Source organism: uncultured Porphyromonas sp. (genome assembly GCF_947254915.1).
In the GTDB taxonomy this organism is placed as follows: Bacteria; Bacteroidota; Bacteroidia; order Bacteroidales; family Porphyromonadaceae; genus Porphyromonas.
In genome coordinates this window covers 1-23257 of sequence record NZ_CAMYEZ010000016.1, presented here as the reverse complement: position 1 = coordinate 23257, position 23257 = coordinate 1, and the positions used below count along the sequence as shown (strand labels likewise).

At 53.5% G+C, this 23257-nt stretch carries 13 protein-coding genes and 3 tRNA genes; 2 read left to right on the top strand and 14 right to left on the bottom strand.

Annotation, left to right across the window (positions count from 1 at the left end):
• The first annotated feature begins 253 nt into the window (after positions 1–253).
• Entirely contained in the window at positions 254–523 is a 270-nt protein-coding gene (locus tag Q0X57_RS02185) for a co-chaperone GroES (RefSeq protein WP_025882864.1), read from the top strand.
• A gap of 51 nt (positions 524–574) precedes the next feature.
• The gene (gene groL / locus Q0X57_RS02180) at positions 575–2209 is read left to right on the top strand and encodes a chaperonin GroEL (protein ID WP_297726977.1); all 1635 of its coding nucleotides are present in this window, start codon (positions 575–577) and stop codon (positions 2207–2209) included.
• Positions 2210–2366: 157 nt separating this feature from the next.
• Here groL and Q0X57_RS02175 read toward each other — a convergent pair whose 3' ends face one another.
• The 14 genes from Q0X57_RS02175 to Q0X57_RS02110 all read right to left on the bottom strand — a co-directional run bounded on the left by Q0X57_RS02175 (position 2367) and on the right by Q0X57_RS02110 (position 22734).
• Entirely contained in the window at positions 2367–2777 is a 411-nt protein-coding gene (locus tag Q0X57_RS02175) for a YraN family protein (RefSeq protein ID WP_297726974.1), read from the bottom strand.
• A 21-nt stretch (positions 2778–2798) separates the two neighbouring features.
• On the bottom strand, positions 2799–3746 hold the full coding sequence (locus tag Q0X57_RS02170; RefSeq protein WP_297726972.1) for a GNAT family N-acetyltransferase: 948 nt from the start codon (positions 3744–3746) through the stop codon (positions 2799–2801).
• Positions 3743–4582: a 1-acyl-sn-glycerol-3-phosphate acyltransferase gene (locus Q0X57_RS02165; protein ID WP_025882861.1), complete on the bottom strand. Its 840-nt coding sequence runs from the start codon at positions 4580–4582 to the stop codon at positions 3743–3745. The genes Q0X57_RS02170 and Q0X57_RS02165 overlap by 4 nt, the downstream gene beginning before the upstream one ends.
• A 730-nt stretch (positions 4583–5312) precedes the next feature.
• Entirely contained in the window at positions 5313–6443 is a 1131-nt protein-coding gene (tgt, locus tag Q0X57_RS02160) for a tRNA guanosine(34) transglycosylase Tgt (protein ID WP_297726967.1), read from the bottom strand.
• 14 nt (positions 6444–6457) lie between these two features.
• On the bottom strand, positions 6458–7840 hold the full coding sequence (locus tag Q0X57_RS02155) for a DUF3078 domain-containing protein (RefSeq protein ID WP_297726964.1): 1383 nt from the start codon (positions 7838–7840) through the stop codon (positions 6458–6460).
• 72 nt (positions 7841–7912) lie between these two features.
• Positions 7913–10498 carry a primosomal protein N' gene (locus Q0X57_RS02150; protein ID WP_297726961.1) on the bottom strand — a complete coding sequence of 862 codons (2586 nt, stop codon included), beginning with the start codon at positions 10496–10498 and terminating at the stop codon, positions 7913–7915.
• Positions 10499–10523: 25 nt separating this feature from the next.
• On the bottom strand, positions 10524–11999 hold the full coding sequence (gltA, locus tag Q0X57_RS02145) for an NADPH-dependent glutamate synthase (protein ID WP_297726958.1): 1476 nt from the start codon (positions 11997–11999) through the stop codon (positions 10524–10526).
• Positions 12000–12029: 30 nt separating this feature from the next.
• Positions 12030–12815 (bottom strand): sulfide/dihydroorotate dehydrogenase-like FAD/NAD-binding protein, encoded by a 786-nt coding sequence (locus Q0X57_RS02140; RefSeq protein WP_297726955.1) that lies wholly within the window; start codon positions 12813–12815, stop codon positions 12030–12032.
• A gap of 500 nt (positions 12816–13315) precedes the next feature.
• Positions 13316–16609 (bottom strand): S41 family peptidase, encoded by a 3294-nt coding sequence (locus tag Q0X57_RS02135; RefSeq protein WP_297726953.1) that lies wholly within the window; start codon positions 16607–16609, stop codon positions 13316–13318.
• Positions 16610–16633: 24 nt separating this feature from the next.
• Positions 16634–18703 (bottom strand): molecular chaperone HtpG, encoded by a 2070-nt coding sequence (htpG, locus tag Q0X57_RS02130; RefSeq protein ID WP_297726950.1) that lies wholly within the window; start codon positions 18701–18703, stop codon positions 16634–16636.
• A 30-nt stretch (positions 18704–18733) separates the two neighbouring features.
• Positions 18734–21769: an ATP-dependent Clp protease ATP-binding subunit gene (locus Q0X57_RS02125; protein ID WP_297726947.1), complete on the bottom strand. Its 3036-nt coding sequence runs from the start codon at positions 21767–21769 to the stop codon at positions 18734–18736.
• Positions 21770–22278: 509 nt separating this feature from the next.
• A tRNA-Leu gene (locus tag Q0X57_RS02120) sits at positions 22279–22362 on the bottom strand.
• A gap of 38 nt (positions 22363–22400) precedes the next feature.
• Positions 22401–22484: transfer RNA gene (locus Q0X57_RS02115), tRNA-Leu, on the bottom strand.
• A gap of 176 nt (positions 22485–22660) precedes the next feature.
• Positions 22661–22734, bottom strand: a tRNA-Asp gene (locus Q0X57_RS02110).
• Between the last annotated feature and the right edge of the window lie 523 nt (positions 22735–23257).

Below are 23257 nucleotides of genomic sequence, written 5' to 3'. Positions count from 1 at the left end.
CTGTAGGGACGCTCGATCTGTGCGTCCGTTGTGTCAAAGGTTACCGCACCGTTGTTTTAACGAGGACGGACGCTCAGATCGAGCGTCCCTACAGCGGGTTACCCGCCACTTCTATCTGTGCTATTCTGTCACGATGCTTTTGTCAAGAGGCGCCTTCTCCCTTTTTGGCACGTTATTTGCTTTGGTCTTAATGCGTGCCTCCCGTATGGAGGGGCGCGGTAAGTGAGACTTTAATATATAACCAAGATAAACTATGACAATCAAACCATTGGCAGACCGCGTGCTGATCAAGCCCGCTACTGCAGAGGAGAAGACACAAGGTGGTATCATCATCCCAGACTCAGCAAAGGAGAAGCCCCTCAAGGGCGAGGTACTCGCTGTGGGCAAGGGTACGAAGGATGAGGAGATGGTCCTCAAGGTCGGGGACAAGGTGCTATACGGCAAGTACGCTGGCACGGAGATAGAGATCGAGGGCGAGAAGCTTATGATCATGAAGCAGAGCGATGTGCTCGCTACGCTCTAGTCCACGCAGTCTTATCCTAATCAAGAATCAAGTAAATAGACAGATACAATTATGGCAAAGGAAATTAAGTTTGACATAGAGGCTCGTGACCTCCTCAAGCGTGGCGTAGACCAGCTATCAGACGCTGTAAAGGTGACACTTGGCCCGAAGGGTCGCAACGTGATCCTCTCTCGTAGCTATGGCGCTCCGCACATTACCAAGGATGGTGTGACGGTCGCTAAGGAGATCGAGCTAGAGAACGAATTTGAGAATATGGGTGCCCAGCTCGTACGTGAGGTGGCATCTAAGACCAATGAGGATGCTGGTGACGGCACGACTACCGCTACGGTACTAGCTCAGAGCATCATCAATGTTGGTCTGAAGAACATTACCTCTGGCGCTAATCCTATGGAGGTAAAGCGTGGTATCGACAAGGCTGTCAAGGCTGTCGTCGAGAGTATCCGCAAGCAAGCTAAGGAGGTGGGTGATGACCTAGAGCAGATCGCTCATGTGGCTACCATCTCGGCTAATGGCGATGAGGAGATCGGCCAACTGATCGCTCAGGCTATGGAGAAGGTCAAGAAGGAGGGTGTCATCACCGTTGAGGAGGCCAAGGGTATCGATACGACGGTAGACATTGTCGAGGGTATGCAGTTTGACAACGGCTATATCTCTCCCTACTTCGTCACAGATACGGAGAAGATGGAGTGCCGTATGGAGAAGCCTTACATCCTCTTCTACGAGAAGAAGCTCTCTACCATCAAGGACCTTCTACCACTACTAGAGAAGGTGCTCCAGCAGGGTCGCTCTCTGCTGATCATTGCTGAGGATATCGAGAGCGAGGCATTGACCACGCTTGTCCTCAACAGACTACGCGCTGGTCTTAAGATCTGTGGTGTCAAGGCTCCAGGCTTCGGCGATCGCCGCAAGGAGATACTACGTGACATGGCTATCCTGACGGGTGGTACTGTCATTAGCGAGGACACAGGTCTGACGCTGGAGAATGCCACGATCGACATGCTCGGTAGCGCTGAGACGGTCACGGTCGTCAAGAACAAGACCACTATCGTCAATGGCGACGGTGACAAGGAGGCTATCGCAGATCGCGCTAACCAGATCCGTCATCAGATTGAGAATACGAAGAGCGACTATGATCGTGAGAAGCTCCAGGAGCGTCTTGCTAAGCTCTCTGGCGGTGTTGCCGTCCTCTACGTAGGTGCTGGTAGCGAGGTCGAGATGAAGGAGAAGAAGGATCGTGTCGAGGATGCGCTCAGCGCTACACGTGCTGCGATCGAGGAGGGTACCGTACCTGGTGGTGGTACCGCTTACATCCGCGCTATCTCTTCTGTTGAGAAGCTCAAGGGCGACACCGACGACGAGCGCACGGGTATCGAGATTGTCAAGCGTGCTATCGAGGAGCCTCTCCGTCAGATCGTAGCTAATGCTGCTAAGGAGGGTGCTGTAGTCGTACAGCGTGTTCGTGACGGCAAGGGTGCCTTCGGATACAACGCTCGTACCGACAGCTTTGAGGATCTGATGAAGCACGGTGTCATCGACCCCGCCAAGGTAACGCGTGTGGCTCTAGAGAATGCTGCTTCTATCGCTGGCATGTTCCTCACGACTGAGTGCGTCATCGCCGACATCAAGGAGGACAAGCCCGATCCTGCAGCTATGGCAGGTGCCGGTGGCATGGGCGGAATGATGTAATCCCCCGCGAACCGATTCGCTAAGCTCTAGACGCTAAGCTTTAGCTCTAGTCGTCTAGGAGCAACAAATAAAGAGAAGAGTCCTACGTGTCCATGTGATACGTAGGACTCTTCTCTTTTATTGTCTAGGTCCCGCAACTCTCAGGAGTATCCCGCCGTTAGGGCTGGATGGAGCCGTGGGGAAGTGTCTCTTGGAGGGCAATCTCCTCTGCCGAGAAGTATCCCTTGTGGTACTTAATCTCAAAGAGGTCACTCGCTGGGCAGTAGAGCGCCTCGATGACATCGTAGCGTATCGGTAGGTCGATGCGCATTCGCTGTGCATAGCGCATACCACCGAGCATCATCTGCTGTGCTTTCGCCTGGTCGACCGCATCTAGCGGACTCGTGGCGGTGTACTCCATACGGCTCTTGACCTCGACGATCAGTAGGTGCCGACCGTCAGACGCTATGATGTCAATCTCGCAGAGCGGGTCACGCCAGTTGACCTCAAGGAGGCGTATGTGCCGAGAGAGGAGGTAGCGCTGAGCTGCCCTTTCGCCAGCAGCGCCGAGCTCATTAGCAAGAGCCATGAGTAGGGGAGCCTTTACTACTTATTTGGCTTGCTGGTAGGTGTCTATGTGACGCTCCTTCTTCTCCGGGATGATGTCCGCAATAGGCGTCAGCAAGCCTGTCTCCTCGACATCGCCGAACTCATCGTTGATCGCTGTGCCGAAGATGCGGATCTTCGGTGTGAGCGACATGTAAGCGTTGAAGAGCGGGGGGATGTTGATATTGTGCTTGCGTACCTCCGCCTTGAGCGTGCGGTAGTCGCTCTTGAGGTCATTCTTGACAAAGAGACGATCTATCTCCGCTGGGTCAATGTCCACCTCGACTGGATTCATCGGAAAGACCAGCTGATCCTTGTCGCCGAAGTAGATCTCCATAAACTTGAGGATCAGGTTGCGGCAGTACTTATTGTAGGTCTTGTACATGGTCACCTTGCCAAAGAAGTACTTGATCTCAGGATAGATCACCGTCAAGGCACCCAGCCCGTCCCATAGGTTGTCGAGCGTGTAGATGGAAGACATGAGCCCCGCCCGTGTCGTCTGAAACTCCTGGCTCACGAATGAGCGACCCAGCTCGATCGTGTAGGGGAGGTAGTCGCGTACGAACTCCTCGCTGAAACCAAACATATGCGATGTCGCCAGCGCATCCGTCTGCTCCTGATGCCGTAGCACCGCCTCACCGAGTATGTATCGGTAGCCGCCCATGATCTTCTCCAGCTCGGGGCTCCAGACGATAAGCTGTACGTAACCATCGTCCATCAGATCATATTTATCTATATCGCACTCAAGGCCCGTGCCGCCACCGCCAGCACGAAAGCTCTCCTCGCGCAGACGCCCCACCTCACGCATTGTCTGGGGGGCTTGAGCAGCTCGGAAGGCGTAGATCTCATTATTACTCTTATTGGTCTTGCGGACGAAGAGCTCAGGTGTCAGCTCCTGTCGGATCAATTGCCGATCTATCGGCGCTATGATGGGTTGCTCTGTAGCACTCATTTGGATAGTTGGTCTTTCAGTTGGTATACTTGCTGCCGTATGAGCTCAACCTGCTGAGGTAAGTCGCTCGGCTTCACCCCCTCGAGCGTCTCGTAGGGGATAGGCTCACCGACCACTACGGTGAAGGAGCTCCCCTGTGCAGCAAACATTTCGTGTGGTAGCAATGCCGTGCCAATGTTAAAGCGTATGCCGAGCGCTTTCCTCAGTTGCTCGATACGGTAAAACTTCATCGAGTTGCGCCCGTGGAAGAAGAGCGGCACGATGGGACGGCGAAACTGTCTAGCCTGCTTGATAAAGCTTGGTCGCCAGAGCGGGTCCTGTATCTGACCCTTGATGAGGCGGGAGCAGAGCCCTGCGGGGAAGGTGATCACAGGCAGATCGCTCTCCAGCGCCTCGTGCATCCTCTGTATCGAGGAGCGCGCCTGAGCGCCGTACTTATTGACCGGTACGAAGATATTGGCGAGAGGCTTGAGATTCAGCAGGAGATCGTTGACGATGTAGCGGATATCAGAGTGATAGTGACCAGCTATGAGGTGAGTCAGGCATATCCCGTCCAGCCCCCCCAGTGGGTGATTGCTGATAAAGAGGGCGCGAGGGTCTGCGGGCAGATGCTCCGCCCCGACGAGCGTCAGGTCAATGCGAAACTCCTGGATCAGGGCATCCATAAAATCAACCCCCTCGAGATGTCCGTAGCGCCGTAGCACATCATTGATCTCACGCTGATGGATCAGACGTGCCACACCATTAGTCACAAAGGCGGGCAAAGGCTTCTTGCGTCGTCGATTGAGGATAGCTGCTATATCGACCTGCTGTGGATGAAAGCTCTCTTCAGGCATAGATTGCATAAGATTTACTGCAAATGTACGACTAATGGCGCACATAACGATTACAAAGCCGTTACAACACCAGGGCTGACGCATTATATCTTAGTGCTCCACAAACTATGCTTGGATGACAACTCTGGGATATGTGCCTTGAGCTTGGCTTCATAGCGCTATTGATACCCATACATCTTCGTTAAGTCCAATCTCTACTGAGGAAATCTAGAATCTCCAGGGAGCAAACGAAAATTCTCCACGGAACCAGGGAATAAAAGTTCGGAAGAATGAAATGAAACTTCGGAAGAGTGAAATCAAAGTTCCGAAGAATTTTTCGTTTCCTCGCTGGATAATCTAGAATATCTACGGAGGGATTTCCCGATTTCCTCCACCTCCCGATTTCTGTCGTAGAGACGTAGAGGGTCTCGTCCGCTATAATGCGTCAGCCCTGCGTTACAACACCAGGGACGTGCTCGGCTTGTAGACGGTAAATCTCAAGACGCTCTTCATCGCCATCCCCACTGATACGCCTAAGATATTGGTTTCAATAGGGTGAAACTAAAGTTTCAAGCTGATGTACTGGTAGTTAGCTAAATCGTGTATACTGGCTAGTGGCGGATACCACAGAGCATCCCCGCTAGACACTAGCTGTGCATTACTACAAAGGGCTACACGCACCGAGCCGTGCCTCCCTGCTGAGTGGGGGAAGCACGGCTCGTGTCTCTGATGCCGTATGAAGAGGCGGAGGCTACAATCGGCGGGCGAGGGCGGGTAGGACGCTGCGCATCCAGTCGGTATAGTCGCCTGCGATGATGTGGTCGTGCGCTTGATTGACCAGGTCGAGGTAGAAGGCTATGTTGTGGATGCTGGCCAGTGTGAGCCCCGTAATCTCCTGCGCCTTAAAGAGGTGGTAGAGGTAGGCGCGGGTGTAGCGGTGGTCGGTCGATGCTGTACCCTCGGGATCTATCGGCTCGTGACAGGTACGCCACTTGGCATTGCGTATGTTGATGGTACCTTGCCAGGTGAAGAGTTGACCATTGCGAGCATTGCGTGTTGGCATGATACAGTCAAACATGTCGACACCTCGTGCGATGCCCTCTAGTATGTTGGCTGGGGTGCCGACACCCATCAGGTAGCGAGGCTTATCCTTGGGCAGGATGCTATTGGTCAGCTCAATCATCTCGTACATCTTGTCGGTAGGTTCGCCGACAGCTAGTCCGCCGAGGGCATTGCCTGGAGCGCCTAGCGAAGCGATATGCTCGGCAGCTCGCCGTCTGAGGTCGGGGTAGACGCATCCTTGTACGATCGGAAAGAGTGCCTGCTCGTAGCCATAGAGTGGTGGGGTTTGCTCAAGGTGCTTGATGCAACGGTCGAGCCACTGCTCGGTGGTATCTAGCGACTGCTTGGCATAGGCGTAGCTAGCATCGCCTGGACAGCACTCGTCAAAGGCCATCATAATGTCTGCTCCGATGGCGCGCTCTATCTCCATAACCCGCTCGGGGGTAAAGAGATGCTTGGAGCCATCAATATGCGAGGCGAAGGTGACTCCCTCAGGGGTGATGCGACGCATGGCAGCTAGCGAGAAGACTTGGTAGCCTCCACTATCGGTCAGGATAGGCTTGCTCCAAGTGCCGAAGCGGTGGAGCCCGCCGAACTCTTTGAGTATCTCAATGCCTGGACGCAGGTAGAGGTGGTAGGTATTGCCGAGGATGATCCGTGCGTCGGTCTCTTGCTCCATCTGCTCCATCGTGACCGCTTTGATGGCTCCAGCGGTACCTACGGGCATGAAGACGGGGGTCTGTATATCTCCGTGAGCGGTCTTGATGACGCCCGTGCGTGCGTCGCTATGAGGACAGGTGTGATCTATGGTAAATTGCATAGTGCCAGTGGAGTTTAAATCTTTAAGTCAAAGCCGACCGTGAGCATCTGGTAGATTTGCAGGCGAGACCTTTTCTCTGGTGTGATAGGTACCGCATCATCGTAGCGAAGCAGGACATTGACACGAGTGGAGAAGTAGCGACTGAAGGCAAAGATGAGGGAATTCTCAAACTCGGTCTCAATGCGCTTGTAGCTGGTATTGTAGTAGAGACGCGACTCCCAGGTGAAGGTGTCGGTAAAGTCCCAAATCATATTGGCGCGTAGCATAGAGCCGATGGCACTGTAGATGTTTTTGCCCTCCTTAAAGCCGTGTCGGGTCATATCTATATCCTTGCGTGCGGACCACTTGAAGTCATAGGCGAGGGGAGCGATGTTGAGATCAAGTCTGAAGCGCCGACCGTAGTGGGTCTTGGACTTGTTGTCTACGACCCACTTCATACCGAGACCAGAGGTGAGGGTGAGTGGTGAGGCAAAGGCAGAGTAAAGTACCTTCTTGTCCTCTGAGCGCTGCTCGAAAGCCTGTGTGCGTGCCTCTACGTCGAGTGAGTAGTACCACCCCTTGAAGGCTTTGATGCCTAGGTTGCTACGCATACGGAGGAGGTCGTCGGAGATGTTGTACCCCTGGAGCGAGTCACGTATCTCGGCGTTAAGGCCGACGCGCCACTCTAGCTCGTTGAGCCAGTTGACCTTGTCCCGCTCGTAGCTGAGACGGAGGAGCTGCTTGCTGTGGAGCGCTAGGGCGCTGTTACCACCCTTGTGCCAGTTGGGCGAGATATAGGTTTGGCTAAACTGTATGTTGCTCTCTAGTCCTGGGAACCAATACTTCCTGGTAAGCGTGACTCCGTGTAGCTGGTCTGCCACATCCACGCTAGCAAAGGGTGTGTCGATGGTTGCTGCAACGATGGGTTTTGAGCTTCCGACGGTGGTTATATCGATGCGGTGTGCCAGTAGGTCTGCCTCCTGACGAGAGATCAGTGCGGGGGTAGAGAGCTTGAGCTGGTTGACGCTTTGCAAGCTACGCTCGTAGTATTGCTGTAGGATGGGGAGCTGTAGCTCCTCACCGTGCAGTGCTGTGGCGAGTGGGGAGCTTTTGCAGACTAAGCTGGTGGGTAAGTCTAGGGATAGCTCGGGGCTTTTGCTACTAGAGATGACGCTTACAGCAGACGAGAGGGGAGCTTGCACTAGGAGTGTCGTGGGGAGCACCTCTTTGGGTAGTGGCGCTACAGGATTGGCACGGTTGAGGAGGTACTGGACCTTGAGCGTGGTGAGCTCGACGGCGGGTGCCGTGACGCTATCAGTTTCGCTGTGGATCTCTGCTGAGTGGGGCGCCTGTGCTATCAATGGGGGGAACCCGAGGAGGGTGATGAGTAATAATAAGGTAAAGCGATAGTGATACATGGATACTATTCAGGGGACTCTAATGGGTTATAAGACTTCACGATTAAGCTGAGGGGCAGGACTAGACTTTCGCTAGAGAGGATCTACATCGCAGTAGATCTGTACCCTCCGCGCTTGGATAGCGCTCTGCTGTACCGTGGAGATAATATGAGAAAGTTGCGTGCGTACCTCCCGCCAAGAGCTAGAGGGACGAATTCTTGTGCAAATATAGCGAATATGGCGCATACGCACCCAAGAGACGTAGGGCGCAATGGGTGCTGAGGCTTGCCAGAGCGACTGAAACGGTTCTGCCTGCATCAGACGTGAGAGGGCCGCTACAGTGTAGCAGACATCTCCCTGGGAGGCTCCTCGTACGTAAGCGTAGATGAGGCGTACGTAAGGGGGGAAGTGGAGGTACTCCCGCTCTGCTAGCTCGCTCACGCCATAAGGCTCTGCTGTGGCTCCGCCCTGCAAGCTGTCAAGTAGCGGGCTGTCGGTCTGATAGCTCTGTATGTAGAGCTGTGCCGTGGGGTAGTTGCTCCCGAATCGGCTGAGCGCAGCATAGGCTCGTTCGTTGGCTCTAAAGTCGTCGCCCACAATCAATTGATCTAAATTTGCCAAGCCAATGAGTCCCACGTTGCTAATGGCATCTAGATAGATAAGGCTTGAGGTGCCGACCAGAATGGCTGGCTCATCGCTACGTATCAGCAGACGCATCCGTTGCTGCGACTCCTTATTATAGTATTGAGAGGCGCTGAGCTCTAGAATGGGGACCTCAGGCGGAGTGAAGAGCGTGAGCTCCTCGGCGATACGCTCCACGCCGTAGCCCTGTATGCTGAAGGCACCAAGGTTGCTATCTGTCGGAGCTTCGCTCTTGCCTAGAGCTGGCATATCACTCTGATGGCAATGAGGACAGGCACGAGGAGCGGGCGCGGTGAAGTTGCAATAGCTACAGCTGACGCTCTGCGTGGACTTGTGGTAAACCAACCCGACATCACAATTGGGACACTGGAGGGTCTTCTGGCAATGTCTGCAGACGAGGTGCGGGGCATAGCCACGACGATTGAGGAGGAGGATGCTTTTGTGTCCTGCTTGGCACTGGTCGAGGAGAGCTTTGCGTAGCTCGATGGAGAGCATCTGTCCCCACGGTAGCTTGCCCTGCTTACGCTGTAGGGATAGGTCAATGAGTTCGAAGGGGCGTGGTGCCTTTGGAGTGGCCGATGCGCTTAGCTGATTGAGCGAGTGGTAGTATCCTCGCTCTACGTTGTACAGAGCTTCGGCAGAAGGCGCAACGGTAGTCAGTAGGAGCGGTGTCTGGCTCCTTTTACAAGCAACGACTGTCAGGTCACGAGCATGATAGCGAGGCGCTGGCTCGGACTGCTTGTAGCGACTGCTCTCCTCGTCGGTCACGATGACAAGGTCACAGCGTGAGAGCGGGAGAAGGCAGCCCATACGAGAGGTGAGGACGATGAGACCACGCTCTCGGTGCGTCAGCCCGAGGAGTCTAGCACGGAGTGCCATCCGCTCGGCGTCTGTCGTGGAGGAACTGTAGAGGACTAGATCAAAGGGTGTCGCCTCGTCACTTCTGGCTAATTGCTGTAAGGCTCCGTAGAGGAGGCTTTGGTCAAAGAGGAAGAGCTGTGGTACGTAGATAGCTACCTGTGCCGAGGGGCTTCGCTGTAGCATCTGCTCAACCATTGAGACGACTAGCTCTATTTGCTCTTCATTGCTGGTCGCTTGGTAGAGTACGGGGTGGGAGGTTTCGCCAATGAGACTGTCGAAGAGTTGGCTCTGTCGGCTGGACTCGTTTGTAGAGGCTATGCGCTGTACTGTGGGACGTACGAGTGGATCAAAGAGTGTCGCAGTATCTCGCAGGACGCCCCGCTTGATGAGTGTGCGGAGGGTCGCCTGCCTATTGGTGTCACGACCAACGAGTGTCTCTCGAAGTAGGGGCGTGTCGAGAGGTAGCTCATGCTGGTAGAGGAGGTCGATCATTTGCTCTACCATAGCCCTCTGCGCCTTGGCTCGGGAGAGGCTCTCAACAAGCTCGGAGAGTGCCTCCTCGGAGCATAGCTCCTCAGCAAACTGCACAGCTGGCGAGCCGACCTGTATGGATCGGCTGTAGCGTGGGATGGACTCGCTGCCTATGAGTACACCAGCGTGAAGAAGCCGGTCTATCTCGGGGTAGATACGATCGCCGAGGAGCTTCGCCAGCTTGCTTACCTTCGCTTGATGCCCTCGTATAGAGAGGAGCTCACGACGTATCTCTTCCGATAGCTCGGTCGCTTTGTAGTCGGTCGCATGATCGCCTTCGGGCATTTCGTCAGGCTCTCTCCACGCTACCTGCGTCTCGCTAGAAGGTAGGTAGCTACTCGGTATAGCAGCCGTGAGCCAAGCGCCCAGCGAACAGATATAATAGGTCGCGCCCCAGCGCCAGAGGTCGATCTCACTTTGAGTCACTATCGCCTCTCTGTCGGGTAGAGCTATAATAGACTTCAGCTGACCGAGAGGTCTCTCCGACTCCTCAATCAGCTGAGATATGATAGCGTAGTAGTAGCGCTTACTGCCAAACTGTACCAGTGCACGCATACCTACCCTCGCCTGTTCACACAGCGCCTCGGGTACACGATAGGTGTACTCCTCCTCGAGGGCTAGGGGTAAGATGATGCGCGCCAGCATAGGTAGGATGACTGGCTATGCTGAGTTACTGCTGGCTCAGAGCTGCGTGCATATTGGCAGCAGCCTTGCGCCCGTCACCCATAGCGAGGATGACTGTCGCTCCACCACGGACGATGTCGCCACCAGCGTAGACCTCCTGGAGGGAGCTTTGGTTATGCTCGTTGACGATGACGGTTCCCTTGGGCGAAACTTCCAGCCCTTGGAAAGAGCGTGGAATGAGTGGATTCGGCGAAACACCGATGCTCACGACCACCACGTCTACGTCTACCTCATCAATAGCGCCAGGAATAGGGACAGGCTTGCGACGTCCATCAGGTGTAGGCTCGCCAAGCTCCATACGTTGTAGCTTCATACGGCACACCTTGCCCTTCTCGTTGCCTTCGTACTCAATGGGGTTGTGTAGCGTGAGGAACTCAACGCCCTCAGCCTTGGCGTGTAGGATCTCCTCACGACGTGCTGGCATCTCCTCCTCGCTACGACGGTAGACGATCATAGCACGCTTAGCACCAAGGCGGAGTGCCGTACGGACTGAGTCCATGGCGGTGTTACCACCACCGATGACTGCGACCACGTCTCCCTTATATATAGGTGTCTCAGCGCCCTCGGTACCAGCGCCCATTAGGTTGACACGGGTGAGGTACTCGTTGGAGCTCATAACGCCAGCGAGGTTTTCGCCAGGGATATTCATAAAGTTGGGCAAGCCAGCTCCACTACCTACGAAGATGCCTACGAAGCCCATCTCCTGTAGCTGCTCGTAAGAGAGTGTACGACCCACGACAACATTGGTCTCAAAGTGTACGCCTAGTTGCTCCAAAATCTTGAGCTCGGCATTGACCACTCGTAGGGGGAGACGAAACTCGGGGATACCATACTTAAGTACGCCACCGACCTCGTGCAGAGCCTCAAAGACAGTCACATCGTAACCCCAGCGAGCCATATCGCCAGCGAAGGAGAGCCCTGCAGGACCACTACCGATGACGGCAATCTTCTTTCCATTGGCTGGCGCCATCTCGGGTAGCTCATATAGCCCATTCTCTCGTTCATAGTCTGCTACGAAGCGCTCTAGATATCCGATAGCAACGGCATCACGCTTCATTTTCTCCGTGTAGATACAGTGCTTCTCGCACTGCTTTTCCTGAGGACATACACGACCGCACACAGCGGGTAGAGAACTACTCTCACGGATGATGTGCGCTGCAGAGGCATAGTCTCCACGCTCTACATTCTTGATAAATGAGGGTATATTGATTGACACGGGGCAACCCTCCATACAAGAGGGGTTGGCACAGTCCAGACAGCGAATAGCCTCCCGACGAGCTTCCTCCTCGGTGAGACCGCAGTTGACCTCTTTCGTTAGACTACGAGCACGCTCATGAGGATCTACCTCGGTCATCTTGACACGAGGTATAGACATGCGCTCCTTGCCTGTATGTGACTTGCGAAGCTCCTCGCGCCAAGGTTCGTTGCGACGAGCGGTGACCAAATCCTTTTGTTCTGACATTGTAATATTGGGGTTAGCTCAGAGTGATTTTTACTTCCTGTAGGTATTAAGACGCATCAATAGCTCATCAAAGTCTACTTGGTGAGCGTCAAACTCGGGTCCATCAACACATACGAAGCGTGTTTTGCCTCCGACGGTGATACGACAAGCGCCGCACATACCAGTACCGTCGACCATAATCGTATTGAGCGAGGAGGTGGTGGGGATGTTGTATTTCTTAGTAAGAAGTGAGACAAACTTCATCATAATCGCAGGACCAATCGTCACGCAAAGGTCTACCTTCTCGCGCTTGATGACCGATTCGACACCATCAGTCACGAGACCCTTGGTGCCATAGGAGCCATCGTCGGTCATAATGATGACTTCGTCAGCAAACTCTCTGAACTCTTTCTCCAGAATGATGAGCTCCTTGGTACGAGCTGCAGCCACGACGATGACCTTATTGCCAGCAGCTTTGAGAGCCTTAGCGATAGGGTAGAGCGGTGCCATACCGACGCCACCACCAGCACAGACTACGGTGCCAAAGTTCTCAATATGGGTGGCTTGCCCTAGCGGACCCACGATGTCGTGAATCATGTCCCCTGCATTTAGAGCGACAAGTCGCTGAGAGGACTCGCCGACAGCCTGCACAATAAGTGTGATCGTGCCAGCTTCTAGATCGGCATCGGCAATAGTGTAGGGTACGCGCTCACTGTGGTCGGTGACACGTACGATGACAAAGTGTCCAGCGCGGCGTGACTTGGCAATCAGTGGTGCCTCAACGACCAGCTTGGCTACTTTTTCGGAGAGAAAAGTCTTACTGACTATACGATTCATAGCGTTGTGTGGTATGATATAAGCTAATCAAGAAAGGTCTCGATAGGGTACCTATAGGTAGGTACTGCCAAAGGTACGACTTTTTCAGCACCTAGCCACTACTTTTGGGGAATTTGGATGGGGTTGATTATAGTTTAGGATAAGTTCAGCTACGGCTCAATGGAGGAAATCAAACAATTCCTCGGTGGATATTCTAGATTATCCCCCGAGGAACGAACAAATTCTTCCGAACTTTGATTTCATTCTTCCGAAGTTTCATTTCATTCTTCCGAAGTTTTATTTCGCCCCTCAGGGAGGAATTTTTATTTCCTCGTGAGCGATTAGAAAATTCTTCGGGAGATACTTTAACTAAGAAAGGTGTCGCTGAACAAAAAAGAGGAGATGCCGATGACGACATCTCCTCTCTTGGGGGATTTAGTGGGGAGGCGCGATGCTCCTTACTGAGTATGTTAGCCTTTAGGACACGGTCAACGAACCTTTACTGTCCTGTTAATTGGCTTTTATCGCTTAGGAAAGGTGGGCTGTGGATGCGCCTTGACCTCCTCAAGTAGTACGCGTACCGCAGCTTCTAGCTGACTGTCGTGACCGTCGAGGACGCGACTGTAGTCGAGCGGTACCTGCACATCGGGCTCGAGTTGCTTATTCTCGAGGAAGTCTCCCTGCTGGGTGCGATAACCTACGGCGGGGATGCCGAAAAAGAGCAGCGGGTTCTGCATCGTGACCCAGTTGACCGAGGTCATAGTGCCTGGTACTGGCATACCGATGACCTTGCCCATTCCGAGGGTTTGGTAGACCCATGGAGAGCCGTGTGCATTGGAGTAGTCAGCCTCGCAGACGAGCATAACTGAGGGCTTGGTCCAGCGCTTGCTAGGCATCGTGCAGTAGTTCTGTCCACGCACCTCTTGTTGCAGATAAGCCTTGCCGCTGAAGAAGGTCTCGAGGTCTTCGTGCAGACGACCACCACCGTTGTAGCGGATGTCGATGATGATACCATCGCATTGGTAGTACTTGCCCATCACCTCGCTGTAGACGGTGCGGAACGCATCATCGCCCATGCTCGGGATGTGTACATAGCCGAGGCGACCATTTGAGAGACGCTGTACCTCAGCTTCGCGAGCCTTGACCCAGCGCTTGTAGAGTAGTCCCGAGAGTCGGCCAGATGAGATCGGACGGACAGCCTCGGTGATTTCCTTTTGCTCCTTATTACTATAGAAAGTGACAGCCGTGAGCGTGCCTGCAGCACCTGTGAGGAGGTTACGCCAGTCGGTGTGGTGGTCGATGCGTGTACCGTTGATCGCCACGATGCGGTCGCCAGGCTGTAGCTTGGTCAGGTAGGTGTCAAAGGGACCGCCCGTAACGATTTCGTCGACGATGATCCCCTCAAGGGGTAGGGAGTACCAGTTGTAGAGTAGACCTAGGCGTCCTGTAGCTGGCTCGCTAGAACCCTGTCTGTAGCCTGAGCCAGTGTGCGATACGTTGAGCTCGCCCAGGATCTCGCTGAGCATCTCGGAGAAGTCCTCGCTCGTTGCAATGTGGGGCAAGAACTGGCGGTAGTGGTCGGTCAGACCCTTCCAGTCTACACCGTGCATATCTGTGCGGTAGAAGCGTAGCCCTTCCTCACGAACCATAAAGTCGTACATCGCCTCACGCTCGGCATAGCTGTCTAGCTCCACACGAGCACGGTAGTTGACAGACTCAAACTTCTTAGAGGCAGGTGTAAAGCACTGTACTCGGCCAGAGGATACGACGAAGATCTTATCCCCCTTGGGTGTGGGACGCATATAGGCACTGCCCGATAGGTCTAGCTGGCGGAGCATAGAGGTATTGCCCTTGCGCAGATCTGTTTGCCAAAGGTTGTAACCGCCCTCAAAGGCTGAGAGGTAGTAGAGGTTCTTCCCATCGGCATCGACATAAGCGTCTGCGAGGTCGCTCGAATTGGGCGTGAGCCGTACGATGCGGTCTTCGATGCCATTGACCTCGACGATGATCGGCTTGGTCTCATCCTTTTTCTTCTTGGCACTCTCGGCAGGGACGGGATCGGAGCCATACTGCAGGGTGTCTAGTCCTGCGCGGTCGTAGAGGTCGCGCTCCTCGGGTGTCATGTTAAACTTCTCGTACGCCTTGCGATTGAGGAAAACGAGGAAAGCGTCGCTCATAGAGCCCCACGAAGCGTGGTTGCGCATACCGTATCGGTCTGAGGTGAAGAGGATAGCATTGCCACCCATGACCCAGCCCGTGAGGTTGCTGAAGTAACCCGTGTTGGTTAGGTTGATCACCTCGCCACCAGTAGCTCGTACCAAGCCTACATCTCCAAAGGGTGCATGTCTATTGGGTGTATATTCGAAAGCTATCCAGCGACTGTCAGGACTCCACTCGAAGCTGATGTAGCCGTGCATCTCGGGTTGATCCTTGCCACTGGTGACCTGCGTGAGCTTTTTGCTTGCTATGTCATAAGTATAGATGCACTTGCGATCTCCGACGAAGGCAATCTGCTTGCCATCGGGTGAGTACTGGGGGAGGGCTTGCTCCATCTTGCACTCGGGCATGAGGGGCTCCTCCTTGATGATGGTGGCGGAGGCGAAGTCTAGCTCTTTGTCCGAAGCGATGGTCGCCTTGTAGAGGATATGTTTGCCGTCACGACGTGAATCGTAGACGAGCGTCTTGCTGTCGGGACTCCAGGTGACACTCTCCTCGGCGCCAGCGCTTTGGGTGATGCGCTTCGTAGTGCCATGCTCGACAGAGGTGACGTAGACATCACCACGCATGATGAAGGCTAGCTGCTTGCCGTCACTGCTTGGTGTGAAGGAGCTACCACCACTGCTGGCTGTGCGACGGTACACTTTGTCCTTAGGTCCCTCGGAGCGCAGGGTGATCTGTACCTTCTGCGGGGAGCGTCCCTCGGTCATGGTGTAAAGGTCGCCATCGTAGGCGAAGCAGAGCCGTCCAGAGCGTGAGATGCTGAGGAAGCGAACGGGGTGATTGCGGAAGCTGGTCACCTGCTGAGCGGTCTGCTCACCGATGCGCTGCTTCCAGACGTTGAGCGAATTGCTCTTGCCACGCTCGCTGAGGAAGTAGACGGTCTGGTCATCGGGGCCGAAGACGGGGGAGAGGTCTTCGCCAGGCTCTAGTGTGCAGGCGGTCGTGACTCCACTTTTGGGGTCTATTATATAAATGTCTCGTGTGACGGAGCTGGTGTGGTGCTTGCGCCACTTATTCTCAAAGCCCTTGATGTCCTGCGCTACGTAGCGGTCGCCACGATGGCTGAAGGTGACAGCCTCTAGTGGACGAGCGTTGTAGAGCATAGGCGTGCCGCCATCGACAGGTATCATGTAGAGCTGTGAGAGGATGCCCGAAGGATTGAGTGCACTGGTGGCAGGCTGCTGGAGTGCCTCGGACATAATGATAAAACGACCGTCGGGTGTGTAGCACTCGACGGTATGGCTATTGCCCGAGTGGTGAGTGATGCGCTTGACATCTCCACCGAGGGCTGACATAGTATAGATGGAGCGGTGCCCATCACGATTGCTCATGAAAGCGATACGCTTGCCATCGGGACTCCATGTGGGGTGTGACTCGTACCCATCGGAGCCAGTCAGGAGACGCGCCTCGCCACCGATAGCGTCGACAATGTAGATGTCGCCTTGGTAGCAAAAGGCTATCTGATTACCATCTGGTGAGATCTGGGCATAGCGTAGCCAGCGGGGTGTCTCCTGCGCTACAGCCCCCACGAGCCAGGTGGCTGAGAGGGCTAGTAGGAGTAGGAGACGCTTGCAAAGGGAAGTGTTCCTCTTCATAAAAACGGATATTCTTAGGAGTATTTACTTAGACGATAGAAGTTCGGTGGTGCGCTTGATGAACTCTTGTAGGGCAACGCCTCGTAGTTCACCAGCTGAGAGTAAAGCCAACTCAACGATGTGACGTATCATAGGCTGCTTCTCGGCATACTGGTCGAAGGAGCTTTGCATCTCGCCGTGTAGCTCTTCTTGCTGCTTGTGGAGAGCCTCCTTCTTATCTTGTAGCTCTTTCTTTTGCTCCTCGGTAGGCTCGGTCTGCTCCTTAGCCTCCTTGTCTAGCTCTGTGACTTGCTCTTGGAGCGTGGCGAGCTGAGAGCGCAGGGACGCCAGCTGTGGCTCTAGCTCCTTGCCCTCACCCTCTAGCAAGCTCTTGATGAGCGGGTGGTCAGCGTTGAGTACGAGCGAATAGCTGTCGGGGAGTGAGTTGTAGAAGGAAGCCCCAGGCTGATACTGCGACATCTCCTTCATACGGCGCATCCACTCCATACGGGTGATTACTGCCGGCTGAGCCTCCTGACCCATGTTGCGTAGGAAGACCTGATAGTTGACCTCGCCCGTCGGGAGCGCCTTGGCAAAGAGACTGCGCATGATCTCAGTCTCATGTGCGGAAGCGTCGGTTGTCGTGTCATCACGCTGAATCAATTGGTCGACTGTGTCGCTGTCTACACGTACGAAGTGCGTGTTCTCCCACTTCTGCTCTAGATGATTGAGTAGGGGAGTGTCGAGCATACCGTGCATGTGGAGTACGTTGTACCCCTTAGCTTCGGCAGCTTGGATGTAGCTGTACTGCGCTTCAGGATCGGTAGCGTAGAGGTAGACGAGCTTGCCGTCCTTGTCGGTCTGATTGCTCTTGACCAGCTCACGATATTCCTCAGGCGTGTAGAACTTTCCAGCGACGTCCTCCAGTAGAAGTAGCGACTTGAGCGCACGCTCCTCCATCTTCTCATCGGTGAGGATACCATAATGTATGAAGACGGAGAGGTCGGGCCACTTAGCCTCGTAGGTGGGGCGGTCATTCTTCATGATCTCCTCCAGCTTGTCGGCTACCTTCTTGGTGATGTAGCTACTGATCTTTTTGACATTGCTGTCAGACTGTAGGTAAGAGCGCGACACATTGAGCGGGATGTCTGGCGAATCAATCACACCGTGGAGCAAAGTCAAGTACATAGGCACGATGTTCTCCACTTCGTCAGTCACAAAGACCTGATTGCAGTAGAGTTTGATCTTGTTGCTCTGCAGATCCACCTTGTTGCTCACCTTGGGGAAGTAGAGTACGCCAGTCAAGGTGAAGGGGTAGTCTACATTAAGGTGTATCCAAAAGAGTGGCTCGTCAGCTCCTGGGTAGAGCTTACGGTAGAACTCACGATAGTCTTCGTCCGTAAGATCTTGCGGCTTGCGGAGCCAGAGCGGATTGGTATCGTTGATCACATTGTCCTCATCGGTATCCTGCATCTTGCCGTCCTTCCACTCTTGCTTCTTGCCAAAGATGATGGGGATCGGGAGGAAGCGACAATACTTCGTCAGTAGCTCCTCGATGCGTGCCTGCTCGAGGAACTCGCTGCTCTCTTCGTCCAGATGCATAATAATGTCGGTGCCTCGCTCGGTACGGCTACCCGTACTCATCTCGTAGGCGGGCGAACCGTCACAGCTCCAGTGGACAGGCTGCGCATCTGGCTGGTAGGAGAGAGTGTCTATCTCGACACGCTCGGAGACCATAAAGGCTGAGTAAAAGCCTAGCCCGAAGTGCCCGATGATATTACCTGAAGCATCTTTGTACTTCTCCAGAAAGTCCTCTGCTCCAGAGAAGGCTATCTGATTGATGTAGCGCTCCACCTCGTCGGCAGTCATGCCGATACCGTAGTCTCGTACGGTCAGTGTGCGCGCCTCCTTATCTAGTAGGACCTCTACACGGAGATCCTCAGTGCTACCCACCTCAGTGCCACGAGCTATCAGAGTGCGTAGCTTGGTCGTCGCATCAACTGCGTTGGATACGATCTCACGGAGGAATATATCATGCTCACTATAGAGAAACTTCTTGATGACGGGGAATATGTTTTCACTCGTAACCCCGATTTGTCCTTTATTACTATTCATAAGCTTGGAATGTTTGTCTGGTTTGATGGCTTATCGCTCACCACTCTTCTGACTCGTTGAGGTGAAAGAGGGTAGGGCGAAGCCTAGTGTTGCTTCATCGCTCTTTGCTTGCGACTCCTTTTGCGGCAGACGCTTGTCCACCTCCATGAGGAGTTCGCCCTCAGAGACACGCAGGCGCACCGTGTCACCCACATTTGCCTCCCCATCGAGGATAAGATCTGTCAGCTTGTCCTCGATCCAGTGACGCAAGGCACGTCTGAGCGGTCTAGCGCCGTACTCTAGGTCAAAGCCCACATCGGCGAGCTTGTCCTTTGCCGAGGGGGTGACCACGAGGTTGTATCCCTGATCGGTGATACGTGCCATAATAGGACGTAGCTCTACATCCACGATCTTGCGGATATCTTCCTTCTCCAGGCTGGCGAAGTAGATCGTCTCATCAAGACGGTTGAGGAACTCAGGGCTAAAGTGCTTCTTGAGCTGCTTGCTCAGCAAAGCCTCCTGCTCCGTCTGGGAGAGCTGCACCTCCTGACGGAAGCCAACCCCAGTGCCAAAGTCCTTGAGCTGGCGCGTACCAATGTTGCTCGTCAGTATGATGACCGTATTCTTGAAGCTCACATGCGTTCCATCGGCAGCGGTGATAAAGCCATCGTCGAGGATCTGCAGGAGTATATTGTAAACGTCAGGGTGCGCCTTCTCTAGCTCGTCAAAGAGTACGACCGAGTAAGGCTTGCGTCTCACCTGCTCCGTGAGCTGTCCGCCCTCATCGTAGCCGACGTAGCCAGGAGCTGCGCCCACGAGACGAGAGACGTTGAACGACTCCATATACTCACTCATATCAATACGTATGAGTGCATCCTCATCGTCAAAGAGTAGCTCGGCAAGCTTCTTAGCTAGATAGGTCTTGCCGACACCCGTCGGTCCGAGGAAGAGGAAGCTTCCGATGGGTCGCTTGTCGCTACCCAAGCCGAGGCGGTTACGCTGTATCGCTTTGACCACCTTATTGATCGCATCGTCCTGACCGATCACTATATCCTTGAGCGTCTGGCGCATCTGGCGTAGCTTAGCGTGCTCCTCCTGACTAATGTTAGAGATAGGCACACCGCTCATCATAGAAACCGTCTTGGCGACCGCCTCCTCGTCTACTGGTAGATAGGTGCCCGCCTCCTCGGCATGCGCCTTCTCCAGCTCCTCGTCCACCTCTTTCTGGACTAATTCTTCCTGCACTTTGAGCGTCATAGCAGTGTCGTAGTTGCTCTCGCGTACCGCTTTGTCACGAGACGCACGATAGGTACGTAGCTGCTGTCTGAGCGAAGCAACCTTGTCGCTCTCACCCACCTTGCCCTTGAGGTGCATACTCGCTCCCACCTCGTCCAGGACATCAATAGCCTTGTCGGGGAAGTAGCGATCGTAGATATATCTATTGGTCAGGCGCACCATAGCGACCAAAGCTTCGTCGCTGTAGTGTACGTGGTGAAACTCTTCATACCGTCCTCTTAGCTGACGCAAGATCTCGAGCGTCTCCTCGGGCGTGTTTGGCTCGATCATCACCTTCTGAAAGCGACGTGCCAAGGCTCCGTTCTTCTCAATGGTCCTGCGATACTCATCCAGTGTGGTAGCTCCGATCACCTGTATCGTGCCACGAGCTAGAGCCGGTTTGAGCATATTGGAGGCATCCATACTGCCCTCTGTTGAGCCTGCACCCATCAGCGTGTGGATCTCGTCAAAGAGTAGGATCGTATTGCCCAGCATCTCAGCCTCCTTGAGCAGCGCCTTAAATCGCTCCTCAAAGTCTCCTCTGTAGCGTGTGCCAGCTAGCATCTGTGCCAAGTCTACGCTGTAAAGCACCTTGCCACGAAGCTTGTAGCTCACCTCATCGCGAGCTAAGAGCTGTGCCAAGCCCTCGGCAACGGCTGTCTTACCGACACCCGCCTCGCCAATCAGCACAGGATTGTTCTTCTGTCGGCGACAGAGGATGTGCGTGATACGCTCTAGCTCCTTAGCACGTCCGATCATGGGGTCTAGCTTGCCATCCTTAGCGAGTTGGTTAAGGTTGGTCGCAAAGGCATCTAGCGCAGGCGTCTTAGAGCGCTTGCTAGACTTCTTAGAAGCCTTTTCCTCCTTGCCACTCTCGCCCTCGGCAGATAGGTCAAAGGGATTGCTCCCCGAGTTTTGCGTTACTTTGCGCTGCTCGTGACGTATGATCGCCTTGATATGCTCTTGTATCTCTTCGGGTAGCTCCTCTAGAGGCACAGCACGCATAGAGTTTTTGTCGGGCTCGCCGTTGGGATTGTTTTGAGAGACGAAGACCTCTACTTGCTTTACAATGCCATTAGGCTCAAAGTCGCTAGCAGGCTCCTTCGCCTGGGTATCGTCTGATGCGGACAGGTCCGAAAAAGTTCTCTCAAAAGACTCTTGCCACGAGGCGATATTTAGCTCCTGGCGCATCTCCTCTGACAATGCGTCAGGCATCCCCATCATAGCTGTGGAGAGGATCGTCTGAAGCATCTGCTCCTCCGCCTCGACACTGGCTATCGCCTGCACCTCTACAGAGGTCGCTTTAGCACTATGCTCTAGGCTATTCTGCACATAGCTAGCTAGGATATCTTCCTTAGCTGGACGAGAGGTGATGTATGGCCACGGATAAATGTCTGGTTGACCCTCGTGTAGCATGTAGGCTACGATACGCGGTGCGTCAATCACGGGGAAGTCATCATGATTAGGGAAAATCTCCCACGACCCCTCTAGTATGGACTTCAGCTGATCATGGTAGTAGCGTACAAGCTCTGCACTGGGCATCGTGTACTGACTCTGATCAATGATGCTCTGGATCTGCTTGTAGTACCCAGTCGTCGTTGGCTCCTCACAGAGCGTGTATTGTAGTTGAGAGAGCGGTATATTCAGAGCATGCAAGATGAGGACACTTGGGAAGGTGTCTTTACTGCGAGCTAAGTCGATAAAGAGTGGCTTAGAGAGATCTAATTGCTTCCCCGAACGTAGTCCGATAGCGCAAGCTCTAGCAAAAGCTCTGACCACTTGGTTACTTATTTGGTATGGCGTGAAGTTCATGCGTATATATTATCTCTTGAGAGTGAATTATGTAGTGCCTTGTACCGCTTAGACGGCTCTAGCACTGGGCGATACATGCAGAGGAATAGCACAGCTAGGCACCCTCGTGCAATAGTCTCACCGTGTAAAGGTACTCAAAAACTATACCACGGCAAGGAATACGACTTATCATCAGTTGTCTCTATGCCTTAGATAGACGAAATAGACAGACGATATGGAGGGTAGGACAAATTGACCCAACGGAGACTGTTGCAAAAGTCAACAGTCTCACAATCTTGCTTGCAAGATTGTCCTGACTTTGCAGAAAGGATGAAGCGCAAGGCGCTGAGGGTGAGGTCTGAAGGGAGCATACCTCCGTATGTGACCGAAGCCGAATCCCGAAAGCAACACAGCGATTCGCCTTTATGCAACAGTCTTCAACGGTGTAGGCTAAGGTAGGGTAGGGCAAAAAGAGAGAGACCTACTGAAGCCTCATCTGTATAAGGTCATCCAATAGGTCTCTCTCGTAGTACGCAGGATGAGAGTCGAACTCACACACCATTGCTGGCACTACCCCCTCAAAGTAGCGTGTCTACCAATTCCACCACCTGCGCATACAATATGTATTATAGTCCGTGACAGCAACTTTAGGTGCCCAAGACAGGAATCGAACCTGCACAAACTTGCGTTTACTAGTACCTGAAACTAGCGCGTCTACCAGTTCCGCCACTTGGGCTTGTAGCAGTGACTACCTGAGTATGTACAAAAGACTCGCCATACACAGTAATGGGGAGTCTAAAAAATGCTGTAACTAGGAGATCGCTACCTCCATAAGACTAAGAAACCTCTTACTCCGTCATGCTTACTGACCATCTTGTCTAGGAAGCTGTGACCTCGTATGAGGAATCAGAGCGGTGCGGACGGGACTCGAACCCGTGACCCCCTGCGTGACAGGCAGGTATTCTAACCAGCTGAACTACCGCACCTCGGTTGTTTTGCTCTGCAAAGGTACAAAAACTTATCAACACTGCAATAGCTAGAGGTGATTTTTTTTGCGAAGCTCCGAATGAGACCCTTCAGATAGGCTCACCAGCCTATGATTTGAGGATGAAAGCAACGCTCCTTTGCTCCTTAGCGGTGACAAAGGTACGACAAATTTTGAAACTAACAACTGTTTCCTCGTCAATTTCTACTCTGTATGGCTCAAATGCGACAAGATGACGCTCTTGTATCGTAGCTTAGACGTCTGTTCCATAGTTATTTGCGACATTTCTCAAGCAGAGGGAAAATTCTTTCATCTGGTGATGGGGTATTTGAGAATCACTGGCTACTAAATGTACAATTCAGAACTGACGCATTATAGCGGACGAGTGTATCTACGTCTCTATGACAGAAGTCAAGAGGTGGAGGAAATTTAGAAATTCATCCGTGGATATTCTAGATTATCCAGTGAGGAACGAAAAAAATCTTCGGAACTTTGATTCCTTTCTTCCGAAGTTTCATTTCATT